The 24,551-nt window shown below is 46.3% G+C and carries 17 protein-coding genes; 8 read left to right on the top strand and 9 right to left on the bottom strand.

The annotated features are described in order from the left end of the window. Window positions 1-163 precede the first annotated feature (163 nt). Complete coding sequence (gcvH, locus tag BSQ33_RS16460; RefSeq protein WP_088134696.1) at window positions 164-541, top strand: glycine cleavage system protein GcvH; 378 nt, start codon at window positions 164-166, stop codon at window positions 539-541. A 97-nt stretch (window positions 542-638) separates the two neighbouring features. Further along, a complete protein-coding gene (gene gcvP, locus BSQ33_RS16455) occupies window positions 639-3,503 on the top strand; it encodes an aminomethyl-transferring glycine dehydrogenase (protein ID WP_088134695.1) in 2,865 nt (954 codons plus the stop codon). Window positions 3,504-3,656: 153 nt separating this feature from the next. On the opposite strand, the gene BSQ33_RS16450 is transcribed toward gcvP, so the two are convergent. After that, the gene (locus BSQ33_RS16450; protein WP_232472012.1) at window positions 3,657-4,130 is read right to left on the bottom strand and encodes a GNAT family N-acetyltransferase; all 474 of its coding nucleotides are present in this window, start codon (window positions 4,128-4,130) and stop codon (window positions 3,657-3,659) included. A 783-nt stretch (window positions 4,131-4,913) separates the two neighbouring features. Between BSQ33_RS16450 and BSQ33_RS16445 the strand changes: the two genes are divergently transcribed. Continuing rightward, entirely contained in the window at window positions 4,914-6,611 is a 1,698-nt protein-coding gene (locus BSQ33_RS16445) for a hybrid sensor histidine kinase/response regulator (protein ID WP_232472011.1), read from the top strand. A gap of 42 nt (window positions 6,612-6,653) precedes the next feature. Here the strand turns inward: BSQ33_RS16445 and cqsA are convergent, their stop codons facing one another. The 4 genes from cqsA to BSQ33_RS16425 form a co-directional block, all read right to left on the bottom strand. Next, a complete protein-coding gene (gene cqsA, locus BSQ33_RS16440) occupies window positions 6,654-7,829 on the bottom strand; it encodes an alpha-hydroxyketone-type quorum-sensing autoinducer synthase (protein ID WP_021019187.1) in 1,176 nt (391 codons plus the stop codon). 409 nt (window positions 7,830-8,238) lie between these two features. Continuing rightward, a complete protein-coding gene (locus tag BSQ33_RS16435) occupies window positions 8,239-11,316 on the bottom strand; it encodes an efflux RND transporter permease subunit (RefSeq protein ID WP_198298215.1) in 3,078 nt (1,025 codons plus the stop codon). Then, the gene (locus BSQ33_RS16430; RefSeq protein WP_088134692.1) at window positions 11,313-12,458 is read right to left on the bottom strand and encodes an efflux RND transporter periplasmic adaptor subunit; all 1,146 of its coding nucleotides are present in this window, start codon (window positions 12,456-12,458) and stop codon (window positions 11,313-11,315) included. The genes BSQ33_RS16435 and BSQ33_RS16430 overlap by 4 nt, the downstream gene beginning before the upstream one ends. Window positions 12,459-12,685: 227 nt before the next feature. After that, complete coding sequence (locus tag BSQ33_RS16425; RefSeq protein ID WP_420070643.1) at window positions 12,686-13,222, bottom strand: YgjV family protein; 537 nt, start codon at window positions 13,220-13,222, stop codon at window positions 12,686-12,688. Between the two features lie 199 nt (window positions 13,223-13,421). Between BSQ33_RS16425 and BSQ33_RS16420 the strand changes: the two genes are divergently transcribed. Together BSQ33_RS16420 and BSQ33_RS16415 are read left to right on the top strand one after the other, a co-directional pair. After that, window positions 13,422-15,302, top strand: coding sequence for a DUF294 nucleotidyltransferase-like domain-containing protein (locus tag BSQ33_RS16420; protein ID WP_088134691.1), 1,881 nt, complete (start codon window positions 13,422-13,424; stop codon window positions 15,300-15,302). A gap of 19 nt (window positions 15,303-15,321) precedes the next feature. Then, window positions 15,322-16,035 (top strand): exonuclease domain-containing protein, encoded by a 714-nt coding sequence (locus tag BSQ33_RS16415; protein ID WP_420070642.1) that lies wholly within the window; start codon window positions 15,322-15,324, stop codon window positions 16,033-16,035. Window positions 16,036-16,060: 25 nt separating this feature from the next. Here the strand turns inward: BSQ33_RS16415 and BSQ33_RS16410 are convergent, their stop codons facing one another. Both BSQ33_RS16410 and BSQ33_RS16405 read right to left on the bottom strand, forming a co-directional pair. Continuing rightward, window positions 16,061-16,516: an NfeD family protein gene (locus BSQ33_RS16410; RefSeq protein ID WP_021019181.1), complete on the bottom strand. Its 456-nt coding sequence runs from the start codon at window positions 16,514-16,516 to the stop codon at window positions 16,061-16,063. Then, window positions 16,516-17,463, bottom strand: a complete 948-nt coding sequence (locus BSQ33_RS16405; RefSeq protein ID WP_021019180.1) for an SPFH domain-containing protein — start codon at window positions 17,461-17,463, stop codon at window positions 16,516-16,518. The genes BSQ33_RS16410 and BSQ33_RS16405 overlap by 1 nt, the downstream gene beginning before the upstream one ends. Window positions 17,464-17,897: 434 nt before the next feature. Between BSQ33_RS16405 and BSQ33_RS16400 the strand changes: the two genes are divergently transcribed. The 3 genes from BSQ33_RS16400 (at window position 17,898) to BSQ33_RS16390 (ending at window position 22,133) form a co-directional block, all read left to right on the top strand. Beyond that, a complete protein-coding gene (locus BSQ33_RS16400) occupies window positions 17,898-19,106 on the top strand; it encodes an FIST N-terminal domain-containing protein (protein ID WP_021019179.1) in 1,209 nt (402 codons plus the stop codon). After that, on the top strand, window positions 19,099-20,160 hold the full coding sequence (locus BSQ33_RS16395) for an ATP-binding protein (protein ID WP_198298214.1): 1,062 nt from the start codon (window positions 19,099-19,101) through the stop codon (window positions 20,158-20,160). Before BSQ33_RS16400 ends, BSQ33_RS16395 begins: the two co-directional genes overlap by 8 nt. 257 nt (window positions 20,161-20,417) lie before the next feature. Further along, window positions 20,418-22,133, top strand: a complete 1,716-nt coding sequence (locus BSQ33_RS16390) for a sensor domain-containing diguanylate cyclase (protein ID WP_088134690.1) — start codon at window positions 20,418-20,420, stop codon at window positions 22,131-22,133. 26 nt (window positions 22,134-22,159) lie between these two features. On the opposite strand, the gene astE is transcribed toward BSQ33_RS16390, so the two are convergent. Together astE and astB are read right to left on the bottom strand one after the other, a co-directional pair. After that, the gene (gene astE, locus BSQ33_RS16385) at window positions 22,160-23,149 is read right to left on the bottom strand and encodes a succinylglutamate desuccinylase (RefSeq protein ID WP_088134689.1); all 990 of its coding nucleotides are present in this window, start codon (window positions 23,147-23,149) and stop codon (window positions 22,160-22,162) included. Between the two features lie 20 nt (window positions 23,150-23,169). After that, window positions 23,170-24,510, bottom strand: coding sequence for an N-succinylarginine dihydrolase (gene astB / locus BSQ33_RS16380; RefSeq protein WP_088135273.1), 1,341 nt, complete (start codon window positions 24,508-24,510; stop codon window positions 23,170-23,172). Window positions 24,511-24,551 lie beyond the last annotated feature (41 nt).

Here is a 24,551-nt window from a genome sequence, read left to right as displayed (position 1 = left end):
ATGATTCCGGATGATTGACAATCGATGAATGACACCTAAAGCAGATGTTGTTTTTCATAATGTTTTGTCGTCATGCTCTGATTTTTTACAGATTTTCAGGCATACAATCTGAATCCGGTGACGCTCTGATCACTAGTTATAATCGATTTTTGGAGATAAATGCATGGATAACACGCTGAAGTTTACCGACAGTCACGAATGGGTTCTCAATCACGGTGACGGGACTGTTACCGTCGGCATTTCAGAACACGCACAAGAAATGTTAGGTGATGTCGTATATGTTGAACTCCCTGATGTTGATAGTGACGTGGATGCTGGCGACAACTTTTCATTGGTCGAGTCCGTTAAAGCGGCATCTGATATCTATTCCCCGGTTAGCGGCATCATCATTGAAGTCAATGATGATCTCGGAGATAACCCTGAGCTGATTAACGAAGAACCGTACGAAGGGGGATGGATTGCTAAAATCCGCATGACGGATCCAACGGAATTGGATGATCTAAAAGACGAAGCAGAATATCTCAATACACTGGAAGACTGATCAATAAAAGCTGCCTACATCCCTTGTGCGCAGCTTTTTTATATCCTGAGTTCAGCTTGTATCAACGGATACCCTTTTGTGGTCACGGTAAGGAATTATGACTCAACTACTGCGCAACCTTTCTTCTCAAACAGAATTCGCAACACGTCACAACGGCCCGCGCCAGCGGGAACAAGCAATGATGCTGAAGACCATTGGCGCTGAAAGCCTCGCAACACTCATCAGCGAAACGGTTCCGGCTGACATCCGTCTGAACCAATCACTCTCGTTACCTGAACCACAGAGCGAAGCAGACATGCTCGCGGCATTAAAACGCATCGCCGGCAAAAACCAAATTGCCCGCAGTTTTATCGGCCAAGGCTACTATGGCACGCTGACACCCAGTGTCATTCAACGTAATGTTTTAGAAAATCCCGGCTGGTATACGGCGTACACGCCTTACCAGCCTGAGATTTCGCAAGGCCGTCTCGAATCACTGCTTAACTTCCAGCAGATGATCATCGACTTAACCGGCATGGACATCGCGAATGCATCATTATTAGATGAAGCAACCGCTGCGGCTGAAGCAATGGCATTATGTAAAAGAGCCGGAAAAAGCAAAAGCCAACGCTTCTTTATCGCGGATCATGTCCACCCACAGACCATTGAAGTCGTCAGAAACCGCGCTGAATTCATGAATTTTGAAGTCGTCGTGCTGCCGGTGAGCGAACTCCCCCAGCAAGACGTATTCGGTGCTTTATTACAATACCCGACGACAACCGGTGAAATCGACGATTTAACACCAATGATCGAAGCGGCTCATCACAATAAAACCTTAGTCGCAGTAGCGACCGATCTGCTGGCCAGCACCTTACTCAAACCCGCTGGTGAAATGGGTGCCGATATCGTTATCGGCTCTTCCCAACGGTTTGGTGTACCCATGGGATACGGTGGTCCCCATGCTGCATTTATGGCAACCCGCGATCAATACAAACGCACCATGCCCGGCAGAATCATCGGTGTCTCTGTAGATGCCAAAGAACAACCGGCATTACGCATGGCGATGCAAACACGGGAGCAGCATATTCGCCGGGAAAAAGCGACGTCGAATATTTGTACAGCGCAAGCATTACTCGCCAACATGGCCGTGTTTTATGCGATATACCATGGTCCGGAAGGCCTGAAAACCATTGCCCGCAGAACACACCACCTGACAGCCATCATGGCAGCCGGACTAACGTTACAGGGTTACAAACTGCGCCATCAGACATTTTTTGACACCCTGACGATTGATACTGACAGCCAAACCGAAGCCCTGTATCAGAATGCACAGCAAGCCGGACTCAACCTGCGTCGCTACGAGCGAGCACTTGGCATCAGCTTTGATGAAACCACGACGCTGGATGATATCCAAAAACTGTTTACCGTATTCAACATTCAGGCTGACCCTGAAATAATTTCTACGGATATTGCATCTGACGAATATGCAGCGATTCCTTTATCCTGTCGCAGAGAATCCGCGTATTTAACACATCCGGTTTTCCATCGTTATCACAGTGAAACACTGATGATGCGTTATCTGAAGACATTAGAAAATAAGGATTTCTCGCTCACCCACGGCATGATTCCACTGGGTAGCTGCACCATGAAACTGAACGCTTCATCCGAGATGATTCCCATCACTTGGCCTGAATTCAGTCAAATCCACCCTTTTGCGCCGAAAGATCAGGCCGCAGGATATACTGAGCTTGCTGAAGACCTGAAAGCCAAGCTATGTGCCATTACTGGCTATGACGCGTTCTCGCTGCAACCCAACTCCGGAGCTTCCGGTGAATATACCGGGCTGCTTGCGATTCAGCGTTATCATCAGAGCCGTGGTGAAAATAACCGCCATATTTGTTTGATTCCCAGTTCCGCCCACGGGACCAATCCGGCATCAGCAGCGATGGTGTCACTGGATGTCGTTGTCGTTGCCTGTGACCAAGACGGGAATATTGATCTGTCCGATCTCAAAGCCAAAATCGACCGATATCAACAAGAAATTTCCTGCATCATGATTACTTACCCTTCAACACATGGTGTTTACGAGAACCATGTCCGGGAGGTGTGTAACATGATTCATGCTATCGGTGGTCAAGTTTACCTCGATGGCGCAAACATGAACGCACAGGTCGGACTCACCAGCCCCGGATTTATCGGCTCGGATGTCTCCCACTTGAACCTGCATAAAACCTTCTGTATTCCGCACGGTGGTGGTGGACCTGGCGTCGGACCGATTGGTGTCAAATCTCATCTGGCACCCTTTCTACCCGGCCATATCGAGTCCGGCATTGAAGGCAAGCAACATGCCGTTGCGGCGGCCGATTTAGGCAGTGCATCCATTCTGCCAATCTCTTGGGCGTATATTACGATGATGGGTGCGGAAGGATTAACCGAAGCCACCCAGCTCGCGATTCTGAATGCCAACTATGTCATGGAAAGACTCAGTGCCCACTACCCGATTCTGTACCGGGGAGATAATGGCCGCGTCGCCCATGAATGTATTATCGACATTCGCCCGATCAAAGAAGCATCAGGCATTTCAGAAGAAGATATTGCCAAGCGATTGATGGATTATGGTTTCCATGCGCCGACGATGTCATTCCCGGTCGCGGGTACATTGATGATAGAACCGACAGAATCAGAAGATTTGGCTGAGCTGGACCGATTCTGTGACGCGATGATCGCAATCCGCGGTGAAATCGACCAAGTTGTTTCCGGTGTGTGGCCACTTGAGGATAATCCTCTGGTCAACGCCCCTCATACACAGGCAGACTTGGCAGCAGCAGAGTGGCAACATCCCTACAGCAGAACGCTTGCTTGCTTCCCGACCCCACACACTCAAGCGGCAAAATACTGGCCGACAGTGAATCGGGTCAATAATGTCTATGGCGACCGCAATCTAATCTGTAGCTGCCCGCCCGTCAGTGATTATGCGGGGTAAGGTTGGGTTGTTGATCACAGATAACCGAGTTGAAAACCGATAACCAAGTTGGAAACTAACTTGAATAACAAAAGGCGAACCGTTGGGTTCGCCTTTTGTCTGTATGCTGTTTTGAGTCTTGCGTGACTTCATATTTGAGGTACACCGCTCATCTTACTTACGGTAAATCAGATCGTCATACAGCGTTCCACCGATTTCGACATCTTGCTTGACCACCTCAGCACAGTGGAAACCACATTTTAACAGGACACGTTCAGAGGCATAATTCCCCTGAGTGACATTGGCTTGAAAATTTTTGATACCACAGTTGTCAGCAAACTCAAGCAGGCCATTTAAAGACTCTGTCGCATAACCCTGACCACAGGCCTCCGGCGCAATCATATAACCCAGCTCGGCCACATGATTCTGCAAATGAAATCCGGTAAGACCGACAAGCTGATTCGACGATATTTCTTGTAACATAAGACATAACCAGAAATCGGACGCTGGGGTCCACGGTGGTAAACGAGATTCGAATCGCGCCCTGATTTGGGCCTCTGTTCGTCGGTTAAAGCAGTATTTGATCGTTGTTGGGTCGGTTTGCAAAGCGTGAAAAAAATCCCAATCCGTTATATTAATCTGTCTCATTGTTAATCGTTGGGTTTGCAATTGAATCGTCACCTTGATTATCCCTTCATCTTCATTTGGTATTGATAAAAACATGGGTGATATCTAAACACAACGGTTGACCCCACAACAACTGAGCAAAGCACCACACAACAACAGCACAGAATACACCCAAAAATATGATTAATTAAATTAAATTCAATGCGTTACAATCACATGACAATACAGAATGATTATCATCAATAGTCCACAACTGACCATCACCATATTCTACAAAATCCATATAACGCACTTGCTTAAGACAAAAGGGCATTTCTCTTCGATGTATAATCAGGTAGTCTACCGTTATACAATACTAAAGTTAGACTATCGTATTACTGATACTGCGACCGTAATCTAACAGACAACAAGAAGACAATTTGTTCGGTTTAGGCTAGAAAACCCATGAGTGCTATCAAAAAAATATACCAACATATAGAACCTAACCTTACATTTATTAGTAGCATGGGGGTTATAGGATTTCCTCTCTATTACTATATCTGGAGTACCCTCTACCCTCAGCCTTATGAGACTTTGGGGTTACGTCTGTTTTGTTCTGTGTTGTTTATTCCGCTTGTCTTTCGGAAGTATCTTCATCCTTCATTAGTGCGTTACCTCCCTCATTATTATCTCGTAACAGTGGGAATATCTTTACCGTTCTTTTTCGGCTATATGCTGATTATGAATAATTGGTCCACCATTTGGGTTATGTCCCTATTAGCTTCAATATTCCTGCATATTCTTGTCATCTATGAAACCAAGATAATGTTGTTTCAGGCCACTATTTCATTCACCTTTGCCTATACCGCCGCTTATTATGTCAATGGTCATCAGACGGCTGCGTCTATCGAATGGTCATATATACCCATATTTTTATTTGTTTATATATACGGCAGCATATTCTATGTAAAAGGGAAAAATGTACATGAAGCCAAAATTTCAATTGCCAAATCCTTCGGTGCAGGAATTGCGCATGAGATGCGTAATCCGCTCAGCGCCATTCGGTCATCTGTAGAGCTGCTTCAATCACTGCTGCATACGAAGCACCCGACCGATTCCGTGCCTCATTACATGATTGAACAACATGATTATCAGATGGTCAATGAGCTACTCAACAATATGAATAGCACGGTTGATTCTGCTAATGAAACGATCAATCTGCTCCTTACTTCGATAGACCAGAACCGGATTCCGACATCGACTTTCAAAATCTACACGGTCAGTGACATTGCGCAGCATGCCATCCAATCGTTCAGTTATAAAAACCCACTCGACCGACTGGCTGTCAATATTCATATTGAAGATGATTTCAGATTCCTCGGCAGTGATGTTTTACTAAAGTATGCTTTTTACAATTTATTCAAAAATGCATTTTATTATCAAAATAACGAGAACTTTCACATTGAAGTTTCTATTTCGACTCAAGAAAATTGGAATCAAATAACGGTTAAAGATAATGGTGCCGGGATTGCCAAAGAGCATCTTCAAGATATATTTAAAGACTTTTATACACACGGTAAAAATGGAGGCTATGGTCTGGGGTTACCCTTCTGCCGACGCATTATGGAAGCCTTCGGTGGGAAAATTGAATGCGCTTCTGTATTAGGTCGATGGACGGAATTCACACTCTTATTCCCAAGCGAATCATCTCCGGCCATGAGAAAGCTCAAAGAAGAATTGGTGAATGCGAAATCCTTACTTTACGTGGGTAACGAGAGTGACGTTCGGCTGCGGCTAAAAAAACAAGCACAGCAGATGGGATTTCACATCGAGACCACCACATTGACAGAGGCGATCAAGCGCAAGGAATATGATTTTGAGTTTGATCTGATTATGGTCGATCTCAACCAAATTAATCGACAATGGGATTTACTGTCTGTTCTAGAATCTCAGCTGCATTTCTCTGAAGCGCAAATTCATTATATTTATGATGCCGATAGCCAGTATCCGATTCATATTGAACGCCATCTTTCTGTCTATCCGCTGGAAAGAAGTTATTTACTTGATCAAAGCGCCCCAATTCTATATCACTTATTTTTTGAGCGGCCAGAAAGAATTGAAACCGATAGAAACGTCATACCGCTCAAGCAGGAGCGCAGCGAGAAATGCATCCTGATCGTGGACGACAATCATTCCATTCGTAACCTGACCGCCATTCTTTTAGAGAAGCAGGGCTATCATGTTATACAGGCATCAAATGGCCAAGAGGCTCTGGAAACAATGGAAACACACGAGGTTGATCTGATTCTGATGGATATTGAGATGCCTATTCTTGATGGCATCGAAACAACCAGTACGATTCGCCGTTCCCAGAAACCTTATCGACATATTCCGATTCTTGGTCACACGGGTGATACCAACACACCAACGTTGAAACGAATTCGGAATTCAGGCATGAATGACTATATTATTAAGCCAGCAGATACTGATAATTTACTGGACAAATTAGCAGACTGGATATAATACTGACATCATATCAATATATGGGGATTTGAATACTATAATTTATTTAAAAAACACCTCGTTATTTTTGACTAATAGCTGGCAGACAGACAATATTTTATCAATGTCATTATCAGTCATAGAACTATTCAAAGAAAACCGAATTAGATTGCTATTCTTAGGTGTCGCGGGACGGCAGAAAACAGCTCCAAATATTCCATTATTTTCTAAAATATCACGGACTAACTCGGTATTGTTCTCATTTCCAGTTTCTAACGATATGATCTGAGATTGACTTCTAATTTTAATACCAAGTTGAATGAGTCCTTTCCTGAGTTTATCCGAGAGATAAAAAAGACGTTCTCTTCGGTCATCTGATTCATAAATTAAATCTAATATAGCTCCAAGTGTATCTATATCATAAGGCAATAAGGCAGAACTAAATATTGCAGGATAACTTACAAAAGGTAAGCACTGATTAACATTATTATTTGCCCATATCGCACCGGCTCTATACGCAAAAGTTTTAGCCAGGCTAGCAGTCATGAAGTCAACTTCTCTTGATAAATTCAGCTCTTCAATCAAACCTGCCCCATGTTTACCATAAATACCTAAAGAGTGCGATTCATCAATCACGGTCGCACAGCCAAACTCTTTTGCTATCTCAACCAGCTCTTTTAAGGGGGCGATCGTACCTAATGTACTGTATATTGAATCGACAGCAATAATTCCTGGGCCATGTCTTTTAATCAATTTCCGCAGATGCTTCATGTTATTATGCATAAACGGATGTACTTTCGCATTTGCATATCGAGCCCCCTCCCATACTGACATATGAGTGAAAAAATCAATATAGATATTAGTATCCGGAGCACAAATTGCTTGTAATAACCCAATGTTAGCATTCCACCCTGATTGAGAGAGTAAGCAGCTATCAAAGTTAGTAAATTCTGAAAGTCGATGCTCGATAGAGGGCTTTGAATTTTCATCTTGCAAATAAATTCCTGACATTAAGATACTATCATCCATTCTCATAATTGAGTCAATCATTTGGTGCTTTATAGTGCTATTATTTGCCAAGCATAAATAGTCATTACTTTGCATTACAATATCTTTGCTTTGGGGACGCTTTCCTAAAACAAGATGTTTCCCATTTTTATTCAATTCAATTAAGTCGTGAATATGAAAATTTATCTTTGACTGAATGAACTCTGGTAAATATTTACTAATATTGTTCATAACACCACCTCTGTTATTTATATGTAGGCAGCGACATTCTCTCAGTAAAAAAATTCTTGTCATCATGATAAATGAATTATTTTGCGTATCATTACAGATTCAATTATATTAAATTTAATATTATTTACACATCATTACCATTTGGGGGTTTAATTAATTTATCAAACACCACCTGATTAAGTGACAATTGATGTTTTTAAATATTTTCAATAAATTAAACATATTAATTTTATAGAAACCAACAAACTGAAAGCACACAAATACTCAATTGATTGAATATATAATTTAAATAAAAAATCAAATACCAGATAATATTTATTCTAAAAAATTCATAAATTATAACGTTACAGAGCCTCCCCTGAAAAAGCGCTGCTATTAATTGGCAGCGCGATTAAAAATTGGAAGGTGTTTATGCCTCTTGCTGTGATATTCCTCGCTTTTCCCACTGTAAGACCAGACTAATTGCGGCTGGTAATACCGTTAACGTAATGACAGTTGCTGCCATCAATCCACCGATAATGGCATATGCCATAGGTCCCCAGAAAACCTGTCTGGCAATTGGAATCATGCCAAGAATGGCGGCAAAAGCAGTCAGCAAAATTGGTCTGGCACGATGCGTTGCGGCGCTCACTATCGACTGATGCGCCCCATGGCCTCGCTTCAGGTTGTCATCCACCTCAGAAATCAGAATCACTGCATTACGGATAATCATACCGACCAGAGCGATCACACCAAGCAACGCGACAAAACCGACAGGCGTGCCCGTTGGTAACATCGCGACGACTATCCCGATTAAACCGAATGGCGCGGTACACAACGCCAACATCATGCTGGAGAAACGTCGAAGCTGAATCATGAGCAAGGTCAGCATCACGATGAGCGTTACCGGTAAAACCGCGTAAATTGACTCATTCCCTTTCTCTGACTCACTGACAGTACCCTCTTCGGTGACTTCATAACCAGCAGGGAGCTGTTGCCTGAATGCTTCAATCTGAGGGGCTAACTCGGAAGAGACTTTCCCGGCCATAATTCCGGGCGCGATATCGGTCTGAACCGTAATAAAGGGTTCCAACTGACGTCGCCAGATAATCGGATCCGTAATGGTATATTCGACTTTTGCCACTTGCCTGAGTGGAATGACTTGCTCCTGACCGAGCGAAATTTGCAGGTTCTCTATCGTTTCAATATCCTGCTGCTCACTCACGCCACCTTTCACCACAATACTGACCGGATGAATCCCTTCCCGTAGTGATGTAATCGTCTGACCAGAAAAAATCGTTGCCAGCTGTTGTGCAATTTGTTGGCGGCTCAGCCCGACAGCCCGGGCAGCCGTTTGATCAACGTCGACACGCAGTAAACGCTGTGGTTCTCCGGATGTCAGGTTGATATCCCGGGTATCGGAATGATCTGCAACCACATTCGCCAGTGACTGTGCATATGCCCGAACGTGATTCAGGTTCGGCCCGCTGACCCGATAACGCAACGGCCAACCGACCGGTGGCCCGAGTTCTAATGGCGAAACACGTGTAATCCATTCTCCGAAATCACGTTGCATGATGGTTTGTAACTCTTTACGCAGCGTTTTGCGCTGCTCGATATTTTTAGCCACGACCACAACCTGAGCAATGTTCTCCTGATTTAGCAAAATATCCATCGGTAGATAGAACCGCACTGCGCCAGAACCAACGTAACTTGAAAACAGAGCCACTTTCGGGTTACTTGCCAACTGAGCTTCCAGTTTTTTTACCTCAGCCAGCGTGTCGCTCTGGGATGCATTTGCCGGTAGTCTGAGACTGACAAGCAGTTCCGGCCGGTCAGATGCCGGGAAGAATTCAGAATGGAGCCGCTCAGATAACGCACTGGCGACAACCAATAAAGATACTGCCAGAACAATGGTTTTCCATCGATGATGGAGAACACCGTCAATCAGCTGCTGATACCCGGCAGACAGTCGTCCTTGTTTGGCTTCATGGGCTTTCAGATTTTCAGGTAATAACCATACCCCTAATAACGGTGAGAAAAGAATGGCAACAATCCATGAACTGGCTAGGGATACCATCACCACCACAAACAACGAATAGCAATATTCTCCGGCACCTGAGGCAGCGAATCCGACCGGAATGAAGCCCGCAATGGTAACCAGTGTTCCCGTTAACATCGGAAAGGCGGTATTTTGATAAGCCCACGCAGCCGCTTTTTTCCGCGGCCAGCCGTCTTCCAACTTGGAAACCATCGCTTCAATCGTAATCATGGCATCATCGACCAGCAAACCGAGCGAGATGATCAACGCCCCGAGAGAGATACGCTGAAAACCGATACCGGCCATCTCCATTCCGGAAAAAGTCATAGCAAGTACAATCGGAATCGACACAGCAACGACCAAGCCTGCTCTTGTGCCCAGTGATACAAACGACACCGCGAGCACAATCACCACTGCCTCAATCAGTACCTTGACGAACCCGCCGACAGCATCTTGGACCACCGCAGATTGGTCGGCCACTTTCGTGACGTCAATCCCATAGGGTAAATTATTCTCAATCCGAGACATTGCTTGGCGTAAATCCTGGCCGAATTTTAACATGTTGCCATCAGGCGACATCGAAATCGCCAGCCCGATTGCAGCCTTGCCATCGACCCGAAACTCGGGTTTCGGTGGCTGTTCGGCTTGCGTATATATCTTTGCGATGTCACGTAGGGGAATAAAACGATCATGGATACGGAGTACAATCTCTTTCAGACTTTCGGCCGAGCGGAATGCACCACTGACCTGAACAGATATCCGTTCATCACCGGTCCGAATCACCCCTGCCGGTGTCACAGCATTCTGAGCCTGTAAACTGTCAATCACCTCTTTGAGATTTAACCCGAGTCCTGCCAGCCGTTTGGATGAGATCGCCAGCACGACCTGTTGCTCCTGTGCACCCATCACTTCAATTTTACTGACATAGGGTACTCGCATCAGCGTTGAACGGACGTCATCCACGGTCTGACGCAGCTCTTTCATGCTGAATCCATCCGCCGTGAATGCGAAAATCGTCCCGAAGGTATCGGCAAATTCATCATTAACCGCAGGGCCAATCACGCCGCTCGGCAACTCCGGTGACAGATCCAACATTTTCTTGCGCGTCTGATACCAGATATCCGCCACTTGGTCTGGCGGTGTACTGTCGCGTAAATTAACAAAGATGACCGTTTCTCCGGCCCGGGTATAACTTCTCAAATGATCAAGGTAGGGGATCTCTTGCAGCTTCTTCTCTAACTTATCGGTTAGAAATTGCGTGGTTTCTTCGATAGTCGCCCCGGGCCAATGCGCAGAAACCACTGCAATCTTGACGGTAAACTCTGGATCTTCATTACGCGGTAAATTTTGAAAACTGATAATCCCCATCACGACGATCATCAACATCAAAAACGATACCATTTGTTGGTTTTCCAGTGCCCAAGCAGAGAGATTAAAGCGCTGTTCAGATGAATGGGATGCCATCATTCCCCTCCCTGCATCAGCCGGACTTTCAAACCGGGTCGCAGTTGATTGACACCGGCAATGACAACCTGATCACCGGCATCGAGCCCTGAAGAAATATAAAGCGCATCATCGCTGTAGCGAGTGACCGATATCAACTTCAGTCGCAGCGCATTGCTCTGCCCATCAACCACATAAACGGCCGGCTGATCCCCTTGACGTGTCAAAGCCGCTTTCGGCACGATAACCTGATCAATCGTGGGAAGTTGTAATTGCCCTTTGACAATTGCACCCAGCCCCATCAGTTCTGGCGGATCAACCAGCGTGACCCGAACGCGGTATGTCCGGGTATACGGATCGGCCTGTGGGGTAATGTCACGTAATTTAGCGCGAGTTTTGATTTCAGGATTCGAGAGTAGAGAAACTGTAATTTGCGGGTCTTCGATCCGGGTCTGTAAAACCTGCTCAGGCACTTCAAACACGGCGTCCAACTGCCCATTGTAGGCGAGTTTAAAGACTTGCTGCCCTGCACTGACAACCTGTCCGGGGTTCGCATTGGTCTCACTGATCACCCCATCTTGTGGCGCAATCAGATGGGTAAACTGTAGGTTATCTTGCGCATCTTTAACGGCAGCCTGAGCCCGCTCAAGCTGGGAAGCAGCGGCTTGCCAGTCTGATTTTGCCTCATCGTAACGAGAGCGGGAAATCGCCCCGTTGGGTAATAGTTTTTTCATCCGGGCAAGAGTTCGCCGAGCAAGGGTTGCCGCTGATTTTGCATTATCCAGTTCCGCGTTAGCCTGCTTGAGAGCATTATTGGCATTACTGGGATCCAAGGTCGCTAAAACCGCCCCTTGGTGCACGAGATCACCGACATCAAACCGGCGCTCAAGTATGCGTCCGGCAATCCGAAACCCCAGCAACGTTTGCTGATAAGCTTCAATATCACCGACTTGTGTCACAACCGGAGTGGTTTTCACCGATGAGACAACCATGGTTTTGACCGGACGAACCGGTTTCGGCTCAACCGTCACCGGACGGGCATCATCATAACAAGCCGTTAATCCGCTGATTAAAATCCATAACCCAAGCCACTGTCGCCAAACGCGATATCGGGAAAACCGACCAGCAATCGATGGCGGTCTTTGCTGACAAATGCGACATATCATTAGGATGTTCTCCTACTATTTTTATTTTGAATTCAATGGATACTACCGATTTATGAATCAGAATGAATGGAAATTTAATGAATATCATGGTGGTCAGACCGGATAGACAGGCAGGGTATTTAAGTCGGGGAAAATGTTTGGAAGGGGGCTCTCAAAGTCAGGCAATGCGGGCTATCATTGCCATAAGAATTCATGTTGGGCTAGTTGTAAAAATATTGCCATCATATTTAACATTCCGGCGTTTTTATCAACATATTGCTCGCTTGTCGATGAATGCGATATATCGTCAATAGATTCATACTCAATAATGAAGCTTCCAACATCACCCCACCAATCGAGCCAACAATTATGTTATTGATGAGCCAGCATATGCCGCCCAGCAGAAACCCGATCCGCATCTTAATACCAGCAAGACAGAAGACCGAATAGGTGCCGATAACCGTCCCCACAACTGACCAGAGATCCCACCAATGATTTGCCATCCATACACCGCTGACGAGACTGATCACAATAAAGATCGCTGCCACGCGGACCGAAGAGACAAAAATAGCGGTGGTCGTCCGGGCGGCAGATAACATGGTGCTGAGTGCCGAAACTGTTGAACCCAGTAACAGATAATGAATACAGTGATTCAGGTTGAAAACCAGCATCAATATTTTCAGACGCCGATCATTCTTTTGATAAAAAGTCGAAAGCCCTAAAGCAAAACTGACCAAACCTAACGCTTGTGCCAATGTATCATTGACAAAAATTGTGTCACCCACAGTAATACTCTCACCCTAAAATTCACAAAAAAGTAAATATAATCAATGTAATAAAAAGAAAAAACAGTCATAGAACCGAACCATAATTTGCGCAATAGTTGCACAGATTCAAATTTTTGAAAAGCTATTTTAAAAATACTGTTCATCTTTGCATGCAACGATATAATAGCGCAGAACAGCATCAGGATAGAATGAATATATGAGTACGTCGATCACGCCTAACATCCATGATTTTCTGGTCAGAATCGACCCGTTCGATAAGTTACCGCCAGCATTGGTTGCTTCAATGGCCAATACGGTCAAAGTCAAATATCTCGTGAAAGGCGAAACGATTGATTTTAGTTCGTTGTGTGAACAACGCTATCTATACATCATCAGAACCGGTGCGATAGAACAACGAACTCAAACGGGTGAGTTGCGAGCCAGACTCGGTCAGGATGATCAATTTGGCTTTACCTTCCTCAAACCATTGGTGAATGCAGAAGACGGCTATCAGGCACAGGCTATCGATGACTCACTGCTGTATTTGATTCCCCATCAGGAGCTGACGCTGGTCTGTGAAACCTATCCGGATTTTGCTGACTATTTTGCGTCTCAGGCCAACATTCGGCTGACCTCCGCAGTCAACGATGTGTGTAAAAAAGAAGCCAAAGGGCTTTTCTTCCGCACAGTCGGAGAAATCGCGAGTGAAAATATTACGATCGTCAACTGCCATGACAGTATCCGTGATGTCGCACGCATGATGTGCGGTCATATCCCTCACAAGCAGCGCAGTTCTTGCGCGGTCGTCATGCAGGATCAAGACATTGTCGGCCTCGTGACGGATCGGGATATGACACAATCGGTCGTTGCGAGCGGACGTGACATTGATGAGCCGATTGCAACGGTCATGACGCAGCATCCGCATTTGATCGAACACGATGCTAAAGTGATCCAAGCCATCTCACTGATGATGCAATACAACATCCGCTGTTTACCGGTTTTAACAGGCAAGCGAGTCACAGGGCTTCTCACCACCACGCATCTGGTTCACAACCATCGCACCCAGTCGCTGTTTCTACTCGAAAAAATTAAATACGCCAGTTCAGTCAATGCGTTGGCGAATCTCAAAAGCGAGCGGGAAACGATATTTCAGGCGTTAGTCGAAGGGGGCGTGAGCGCTGAAATTCAAGGCCAGATCATGTCCATGATGATGGATGCGTTTACACGCCGCATTATTCAACTCAGTGAAGAAATCCTCGGCCCGCCTCCCTGTGAATATGCCTGGGTGGTTGCCGGCTCGCATGCCCGTAATGAAGTCCACATGCTTTCCGATCAAGATAGCGCCTTAGTTCTCTCGGAACATGCCCGTGAAGAACATAAACTCTACTTCACTCATCTGGCAATGCGCGTCTGTAATGCACTGGCAGCCTGTGGCTATCCGGTCTGTGACGGTCGCTATATGGCTGCGTCCCCGAAATGGTGTCAACCCGTTTCCCGTTGGAAAGAATACTATCAAAAATGGGTATCCAGCCCGGAATATAACCGGCTATTGAGTATCAGTGTATTTCTTGAAGTCCGGGCCATTTATGGTCAACGAGATCTGGTTGATCAAATTCAGCACCATTTGCATGATTGTATTCAAAAAAGCTCTGGGTTTATTCCGGCATTAGTGCGTGATGCGATTGAAACTCAGCCTCCGCTTGGAATTTTCAATCATCTGGTGCTCGAGAAAAGCGGGCAAAACAGTAATACCCTGAATATTAAAAAGTATGCGCTGAATCTGATCATTGATCTGGCAAGAATTTTCAGTCTTGCTGCCGGTGGTTCTCTGACTGGCACGGAAGAACGCTTTCGTTATGCAGCGAAGCACGGCGTACTCTCTCAGGATAGTTGTGAAAACATTATTGGCGCTTTTCGTTTTATCACGCAGGTTCGCTTTCGCCATCAACTGAATGCGATTCTGGCCGGAGCGACACCGAATAATCATATTATTCCCGACCATTTCAGCAGCTTTGAACGTAAACATCTGAAAGACGCGTTTAAGATTATCAGCGAATTACAGGATGTCGCTAAGCTGAAATTTGTCAAAGGACGATAGACGATATCAAGGAAGATCAATGATGCTCACTGACTGGCTGCAACACTGGAAATATCCATCCGACGCAGAGGCGCTACGGCAACGGATTCAAATCGCCCCTCATTGGTCAGCGGCATTACAGGCATATTTGTCACATCCCTTTGCTCAGCCAGAAACACCACTCGGTGAGCTCCGGTTTCTGGCGCTTGATTTCGAAACGACAGGTCTGGCACCTGCACATGATCAAATCCTCTCGATTGGGATGGTTGATTTAACTTTAGAAGCCATTGATATCGCCAGTCATGAAGAACTGTTGATCAACCATGGCAAGTTCATCAAACCAGAGACCGCACAAATCAACGGGCTGACGCCGCATGCCTTGGCGCAAGGTATCTCTCTGGCCGATGGGATGAATCGGCTGTTGGAACGGGCACAGGGGAAAATATTACTGGCGCATCATTGCCAGATAGAAAAATGTTTTATCGCAACCTTTTTCCGACATCATGCGCAATTGCAATCGTTTCCTGCCTGTTTCGTCGATACTCTCGATATCGAAAAACGATTCAGTTACGCAGGGAAAAGCAGACAACACGACAGCTATCAGTTGGATGACTTACGCCGTTTCTACCATCTGCCCGATTACTGTTCACATTCGGCAGCCAGCGATGCTCTCGCCTGTGGCGAACTCTTTTTAGTTCAGATTAAAAAACTGAACTTACAAAAAACCCCTATCAGGCAATTACTGACCCGATAGGGGTTCAATGACCGCGACGACTGGGTTACGATTTCGCCCGGATGAATAATTCACCGACTTGCAAATGAATCACTTCGACTAAAGTCCCTTTGGTTAATGGCTCTTGGGTGATCAAACGCCACTCAATGCCAGAGAAACGATACGATGTCGGTTTTTCCGGTGTAGTATCTTGCGGTAACACAAAGCTATGACCAATCAAATCACTGTGTACGCTCGTGTGTTCTGGCTTTTTCTGAGCACGTTTAAAAATCGGCCACAATACACCACCGGAGAGCAGCGTATAGAAGGTCGTAGCCACCAGCGCCCATTGCCATGTGGTGGGAATCCAGTCGAGGTACATCGACAGGGACGCGAGTAATAGCCCCATCCCCATCAATAACAGCACAAATGTGCTCGCGCCCAGCACCAACACTTCAACCACTAACAGGATTAATCCGGTTACAGCTAATACCTGCACCAAATGCGCTATGATGAAATCCATTATCGACTCTTATTCAACTGACTAATGATCGACGTCGCCTGTGCCACGATAGAACTGGCATCAGTCGCGTTATCTGGCAGAATCACCATGGACGACTCTTTGGCAATCGCCTCTTTCGCTGCAATGGCTTTGGTCGCCAGTTCAAGCTGAACCGCTTTCTGGCCGCTTTCCGTATTGGCGGACTCACCGACCGTTTGCAGCGCTTCCGCCTGTGCATTTGCCACAGCAATAATCGCTTTAGCTTCCCCTTCTGCACGGAGTATTTTCTCGGCTTTATCGGCTTCCGCTGATAACACGATTGACTGTTTCTCACCTTCAGCACGGTTAATCGCGGCCTGACGATCCCCTTCTGATTCGAGAATCTGAGCCCGCTTGACCCGCTCAGCTTTCATTTGGGCTTCCATCGCTTCCATGACAGATTGAGGCGGAATAATATCCTTGATTTCATAACGCAACACCTGAATCCCCCAAGGGCCGGCCGCCTCATTGATTGCAGAAACAATATTGGTGTTCAGCGCATCACGCTCTTCGAAGGTTTTATCCAACTCCATTTTACCCAGCTCAGAACGCATGGTTGTCTGGGATAGCTGAGTCACCGCAAAAACATAGTCATCAACCCCGTAAGTCGCTTTATATGGATCAAGCACCCGGAAATACAGCACACCATCGACATGCAGGGAAATATTATCTTTGGTAATCGCACTCTGCTGGGGAACATCAACGGCCTGTTCTTTTAATGAACGATCCGCCGCGATTCGATCAATAAAGGGCACCAAAAAATGCAATCCGGCTTCTTTGGTTGACAGATATTTGCCAAACCGTTCGATCAGATAAGCTTGATTCTGAGGCACAAAAATAATCGAGGACTTGAGTAAAAAGAATACAAAAATAAGCAGTGCGACAGGCACTGTAAAAACATTATTAAACAGTAGATTCACGATATCCATGGCAAACGTGTTCCTCAGTTAGCATATACGCAGATCAAAGTGTACTGCCCTCTCATCATCAAAGAAAGCATTTCCTTTCATTCATATTTCGCATATCAATTTCACCTGAACACACTGGGGAAAAAGCGTGATTTGCAGCACAAGGTAAAGATGATGATCACAAATTCTGTGGCACACTTTTGATCTTTCTGTTGGCGACGAACTATACCTATAGCGAAACGATCATGCATATCACGCTTGCCTCCTCCTGCGGTGGTATGCAAATGAAAATTCTTATAACAATGGCTTAAATCACAGGACATCCGTACAAAGATGGGTATGGGTGAGAGTCAGTGTTACCGAGGGTGGGCAAGACAAGTTGAACGATACTTTAACAACAACGTCGTACTCCCATCTATTGGTGAGACGCACAACGGTCATCTTCGGAGGCAGTTATGGGTAAGCCAAATCCGATTCTGACAGGTCATTCTTGCGCACCGGACGCAGCAGCCGCCGTTTCAGAACTTCGGACACAAATTTATCAGCCACACATGGCGTTGATCATTTTCTTCTGTTCCAGCAACTATGATTTACAGCAACTCACGACGGCAATTCATCAGCACTTTCCTGATGAATGTGTTGTGGGCTGCACCACCGCAGGTGAAATCGGTCCGGCGGGTTATCTGAACCACAGCCTGACGGGAATCAGCTTTTCTGCGACATGCTGTACCGCTGTCGTTGGCCATCTGGATCGACTCCAATCTTTTGACATTTCTTATGGTCGCACTTTTGCCCAAGATCTCCTGCGTCAGTTGGAAAATACCGACGCTTATACGGAGACCAACCAAAATTTTGGTTTCTTGTTGATTGATGGACTCTCCGTGCGTGAAGAGCCGGTCACCCATGCTTTACAAGACGGTCTCGGTAGAATTCGGATGGTTGGCGGCTCTGCCGGTGACGAACTGAACTTTGAACAGACGTGGATCTTTGTCAACGGACAATTCAATCCTGATAGTGCAGCGCTGGTCCTGATCAATACCTCTCTTCCGTTCCACCTGTTTAAGACACAACACTTTGTCTCCGGCCATGAACGAATGGTAGTGACCGAAGTCGATGCCAAGAATCGTGTCGTCAAAGAAATCAATGGATTGCCGGCAGCCGCTGAATATGCTCGCCTCGTCAACGTTGACCCAGAACAGCTCACCTCGGATCACTTTGCTGCTTGGCCGGTCGTGGTCATGATTGACGGGACTGATTTTGTTCGCTCGATCCAGCATGCCAACCCGGATGGTAGCCTGACTTTCTATTGTGCCATCGACGAAGGTGTGGTGCTCAGAGTCGCTCATGGTGAAAACATGTTCGATAAATTAACCACAACCTTGGAAACACTGGAAGAACAGTTAGAGCATATTCAGGGCATGTTAGTGTGTGACTGTATATTGCGTAATCTGGAAGCGGCTCGGGACGGCAGCAAAGCGGCTATCAGTGAATTACTCAACCAGTACAACGCGGTCGGATTCAGTACTTATGGCGAACAATTTGGCGGCGTCCATATTAATCAAACGCTGACCGGTATTGCATTTGGCGAGGAGACAGTATTTGGCAGCGAGACGGTATTTGGCAAACAAATAGCGTGCGGTAACAAGGAAGATACCAATGACTGATTCAGCCAAAGATGAAGCCGCTCTGCGTCAGGAAATTCACCGCCTCAATAAAGTCGTCACCTCACTGATGGACCGGGCCGAGCGTGAGGCAAACAAACTGTCCGGTAACTACGGTCTGTTTCAGGATGCGGTCATGCTGGAAAATCAAGTGCGCCGTCGCACAGCCGAACTCGAATCAGCATTGCGTGAAAATGAGCGTATCAACCGCGACTTGACTCAGGAACGCGAAGAGCAACGTAAATTGATCAAAAAGCTGGAGGATGCCCACAATCAACTCTTGCAATCAGAGAAACTGGCATCCATTGGTCAATTAGCTGCCGGTGTTGCCCATGAAGTAAACAATCCGATTGGTTTTGTCAATTCTAACCTCGATATGCTGAAAGGCTATGTTGAACAGCTATTGGCGCTGCATGACCAATATGCTCAATATGAAGCCGCCCTCCCCCCTGAAATTCAAACCCGGCTCGATGCCTATAAACACAGCATTGACATCGATTATCTGCGGACTGACATTGTCACTCTGGTGAACGAATCCATCGATGGTGTGACACGCGTTCGGAGAATCGTGCAAGATTTACGCGACTTTTCACGTCCCGGTAATTGTGATTGGCAAACCGTCGATATTCACGATTGTATTGACAGTACACTCAATGTTGTCTGGAATGAAATTAAATTCAAAGCAGAGGTGATCCGCCAATACAGTACACTGCCGCCGATTGAATGCCTGCCGTCTCAACTCAATCAGGTTTTTCTCAATCTACTACTGAACGCAGCTCAGGCCATTCCCGAATGGGGCACCATCACCATCCAAACCGCCGTGGCGCAAGATCAAGCGATCATCACGATTTGCGACAACGGTGTCGGCATCGATGAAAGCATCATTCCCCACATTTTTGATCCCTTTTTCACCACCAAAGCCATTGGCAAAGGCACCGGACTGGGGCTCTCGGTTACTTATGGCATTATCGAAAAACACGGTGGACGGATCGAGGTTGAATCGACACCGGGAAAAGGCAGCACATTTACGATTCATTTGCCCATAAAACGCACCTGAATCATAATAATTCTCTCATTCCGACCAAATTCACCACAGTAAATTTGGGACGTATCTTTTAGATAAGTACAAGATAAATCATGTAAACTGTATCGCTATTGAGATAATTAAAAATATCAATACTCATCTTCGGTTAATGCCGTGAAACCATGGCATCATCTCCCAAAATGCCAGTATGACATGTCATCCCATTCAAATAATTCCAGATGATGTGATGTTTTCTACCCCCATTTTCGTCCAAACCAGAATAAGCAAACATGATAATACGTTTTGTATTGACTATTTTTTTGATGACCGTTTATTGTCAAAATACTTTTGCTGCGACAGGCCATCACAATAGCACGCCGACATTACTGACTGGTGCCGCCTATTTTCATGAGGATGGCACAACGCCCTTATCGTTTGCGCAGGCTGAACAACGCTTTCGCAGCGGAGATGTACACTACCCGTCTCAAGATTTTATGTCGTTCGGCATCCACAAACACGCCACATGGATTAAGCTCGATGTGCAAAATCATACGCAGATTGCACAATACCGGCGTCTCAATGCAGCACAACCATGGGTCGATGATCTGGCAATTTATCTGGTCAATGACCAAGGTATGATTCAAACGTGGCATTCCGGAGATCACCAGGTTGCAGATTCACATCTGTTACCCGGTATTGGTTTTGTGTTTGATATGGAACTCCCTCCCGGGCAAAGCGAGATTTTCATCCGGGGTCAGTCGCTTGACCCATTAACACTCCCGATTGCTTTACTCGATGCCTATCAATCCAGAGTCCTTGACGCACAAATCCATGTCACGTCCGGTATCTTGTATGGCATCTTACTGGCCTTGGTGGGAATGAACCTTGTCTTATACCTATCGATAAAACAGTTAGACGCCCTGCTTTACTCGCTTTACATCAGCTGTTTCATCATCGTCAATATTTCTTACAATGGCTATGGTTTCGCTTGGTTATACCCTCATTCAGTGTTTATCGAAAATCATCTCACGCTGATCATGATGATTTTTCATGGCGTCTCCGGATTAGTTTTTGTCTCTAACTTTCTGCGTATCCATCAACACTCACCCAAATTAAATCTGGCACTGTTGATCTATGGTGGTTTGGGTATTTTAACGATGGTCGCTTTGATCAGTTTAAACATGCACCTGTGGGCCACCAAATTTGCCTTCAAGTTTCTCTCACTCACCACGATGCTGATGATCTTACTGGGTGTTTTAAACCTAAATAAAACCAAAGACACACTCTATTTTCTGATTGCAGTCATATGCAGCATGCTAGGGCTGCTCATTACTACGCTTTCAGTCTGGGGGATTATTCCTTATAACTATTACAGTTATAACGGGGCGGTATTCGGTGTGGTTTTTGAAGCCACGATTCTGGCCGTGATCGTCGCTTATCGATTAAAAGATTTTGAACAGCAGAGAATCACAGCGGAATATCTGTCGTCCTATGACCCATTAACGAATCTGTTCAACAGACGCTCATTTATGGCAGCCGGTCACCAGTGTATTCAACAATCGAATCGTACGAAGAAAACACTCAGTTTCGTGATGATGGACATCGATCATTTTAAACAAATTAATGATACATACGGACATCACGTCGGTGATCTTGCCCTGAGCCACATTGCAGAACTACTCAAACGACATACACGAGAAAATGATATTATTGCGCGCTGGGGCGGTGAAGAAATGGTGATATTACTCCCTGATACAAATGCAGAACAGGCGCTCGCTTATACAGAACATTTACGTGCCGCCATTGCAGCGACACCATTCCGACACGAGGCGCTAGACATTCAGATTACCGCTAGCTTTGGGATTGCGACCCGGATAAATACTGAAACATTAGAAACGCTTTACCGGCTCGCAGATAAACGACTCTACCGAGCCAAACAACAGGGAAGAAACCGTGTCGAACCCCAAGACCGACACCTCATCGTCACCACGCAGGAACCATATTAACAGGAGTCATATCAGGGGCCCACAATTCACATTAATGCATCGATATCGGCCTCTGCCAGCATCAAACCTGCACGCAAGCCGGTCTTCACCCCGGCATTCGGGAAAATCAGCCATTCATTGCCGCGTTCAACCCGATACATCACATCGCCATCTTGGGCAATTAACGTCCCTTGAGAAAAACTGGTGAAGTTTTTGGCATCATCACTGACATCAATAAAATGAAAATCATCCGACAACTTTTTCAGTTCACGGACAACCTGATAAACCTTAATTGGTGCCAACATATCGGCAGAAAAAGCTTCCCCGCAAATAAAGCATTCCAGCGCTCTGTCGGCAGCGGCAAACTGGCTGAGGTCATTTTCACCGAATGGTCGGACTTTGCCTAATTCCAGCGTACAACTCTGCACCTGCAACGCGGCATGGGTGTAGTAACTGAATGTGCCACCGGGAATCGGGTTAATCACCAACGCTTCCAGTCCCATACCAATCAAGCCGTGGAGAAAATCGTCTGAAGCCAGTGTCTTTTGCGGTAACACTCCGAAACGGAGATGAAAGGATTCGCGAATCGCGGTATGTAAATCAAAATGAAATCGTTCGGTGCTGGTATCGGCAAAAAATGTTTCGACAATGTTTTCCAACTCAATCGCGCGCTGAGTCTCCGAGCACGCCGGATAATGACGGTGGTAACCATGAAATAATCGATTCAGATCCACCGATTGGTAGCGAACCCCGGCCCGAATGGCATCCGGATTGCCAAGCACCACCAACAAGCGAACTGCCAGTGGTATTTCCCCGCTTAATAAACGGTTGACGTGTCGAGACAGAATTTCTATCGGGGCCGTTTCATTGCCATGCACACCAGCCGACATCAACACATGTTTGATATCATCCGCCACAACTTTCGGCTCCAGCAGCAAGACACCATCCGCCAGCCATTGCCAGGTTAACTCAGCGTTTTCACCAGAGGTCTCTTGCGGTGGCTGTCCTTGTAACATCGTGTGAAGAAAATCCTTCATCTTATTCTCCTTCCTACCGATTAACGCTGGAACGGATAGATGGATCCTAAATGCAGAATCCGGGTCAATTCATCCAGCGCGGTCTGGTTCTCGAGCAGCAACTGAGGATCAGCCAGATCATATTCCGACAGGCGATCGCGATAATGTCTCTCGACCCAGTTCGTGAGCGTCCGGTAAACATCATCATTCATCAGTACGTGCGGATTGGTTGCCTGAAGTTCAGCTTCATTCAAAACAACACGTAAACGTAAACAAGCCGGACCGCCGCCATTACGCATACTTTCCCGTAAATTAAAGACCTGCACTGCATCGATCGGACCATCGCGTTGTATCAGCTCAGAAAGATAGCGCCACACCCTTTCATGCTCCCGGGCTTCCTGCGGGACGACAATCAGCATCTTACCATCGGGTTTGGTTAAAAGCTGGCTATTAAACAGATAAGTGTTAACTGCGTCAGCAACTGATACCTGTGCACTCGGAACTTCGATCGGAATAAATTCACACTCAACCGCAGCAAGTTTGGCGCGAATCTCAGCAAATGCCGCAGATGGGTTGAGAAATGCTTCCTGATGATGAAACAGCACCGGACCGTTACTCACGGAAATCACGTCATTATGAAATACCCCTTGATCAATCACTTCGGGATTCTGCTGGACAAAAACCGTCTTTGCCGGATCCAATTGATGGAGACGGGCAATGGCTTGGCTGGCTTCACGGGTCTGGCGTGCAGGATAGCGTTTTGGCTCGACTCGCCCACCATAAACCTGACGGCCATAGACAAAGACTTCCACACCTGCGCTCCCATAATGCGAACATAAACGATTATGGTTGGCAGCGCCTTCGTCCCCCATCACCGCTTGCTGTGGCAATGCTGCATGATGGACAAAATGATCAGGGTCGGAAAAAATACTGCGCAGTGCATTGCCTGTGGTCTCTTCTTCAATGGCCCGGTGGAATTTATTATTCAGATTCGCCACCGTAAAATGTACCCGTTGATCGTATGTATCTGCCGACGGGGAAATCGTGGCCGCATTCGCGACCCACATAGAAGAAGCAGAACTCACTGCGGTGAGAATTTCCGGGGCTTGCTGCGCGGCCTGCGTTAGCACCTGAGCATCGGTTCCGGAAAATCCCAACCGGCGTAACGTCCCGATACAAGGCCGCTCCTGAGGTGGCAGAATCCCCTGTTTTAGGCCGAGGTCCGCTAATGCTTTCATCTTCTGCAACCCTTGCAGTGCTGCCAACTTCGGATTCGCAGCCTGACTCTTGTTGCTGGTCGAAGCAACATTGCCGAATGACAACCCTGCATAGTTGTGCGTCAACCCGACTAAACCATCAAAATTAACTTCAGCGGCCGACATGCGCGATTGTTTTTCTTGAGTCATTCCATACACCTCACGGT

Origin of the sequence: Vibrio gazogenes (genome assembly GCF_002196515.1) — a bacterium.
Taxonomy (GTDB): Bacteria; Pseudomonadota; Gammaproteobacteria; order Enterobacterales; family Vibrionaceae; genus Vibrio; species Vibrio gazogenes_A.
This window is presented reverse-complemented; position numbering and strand designations above follow the sequence as displayed.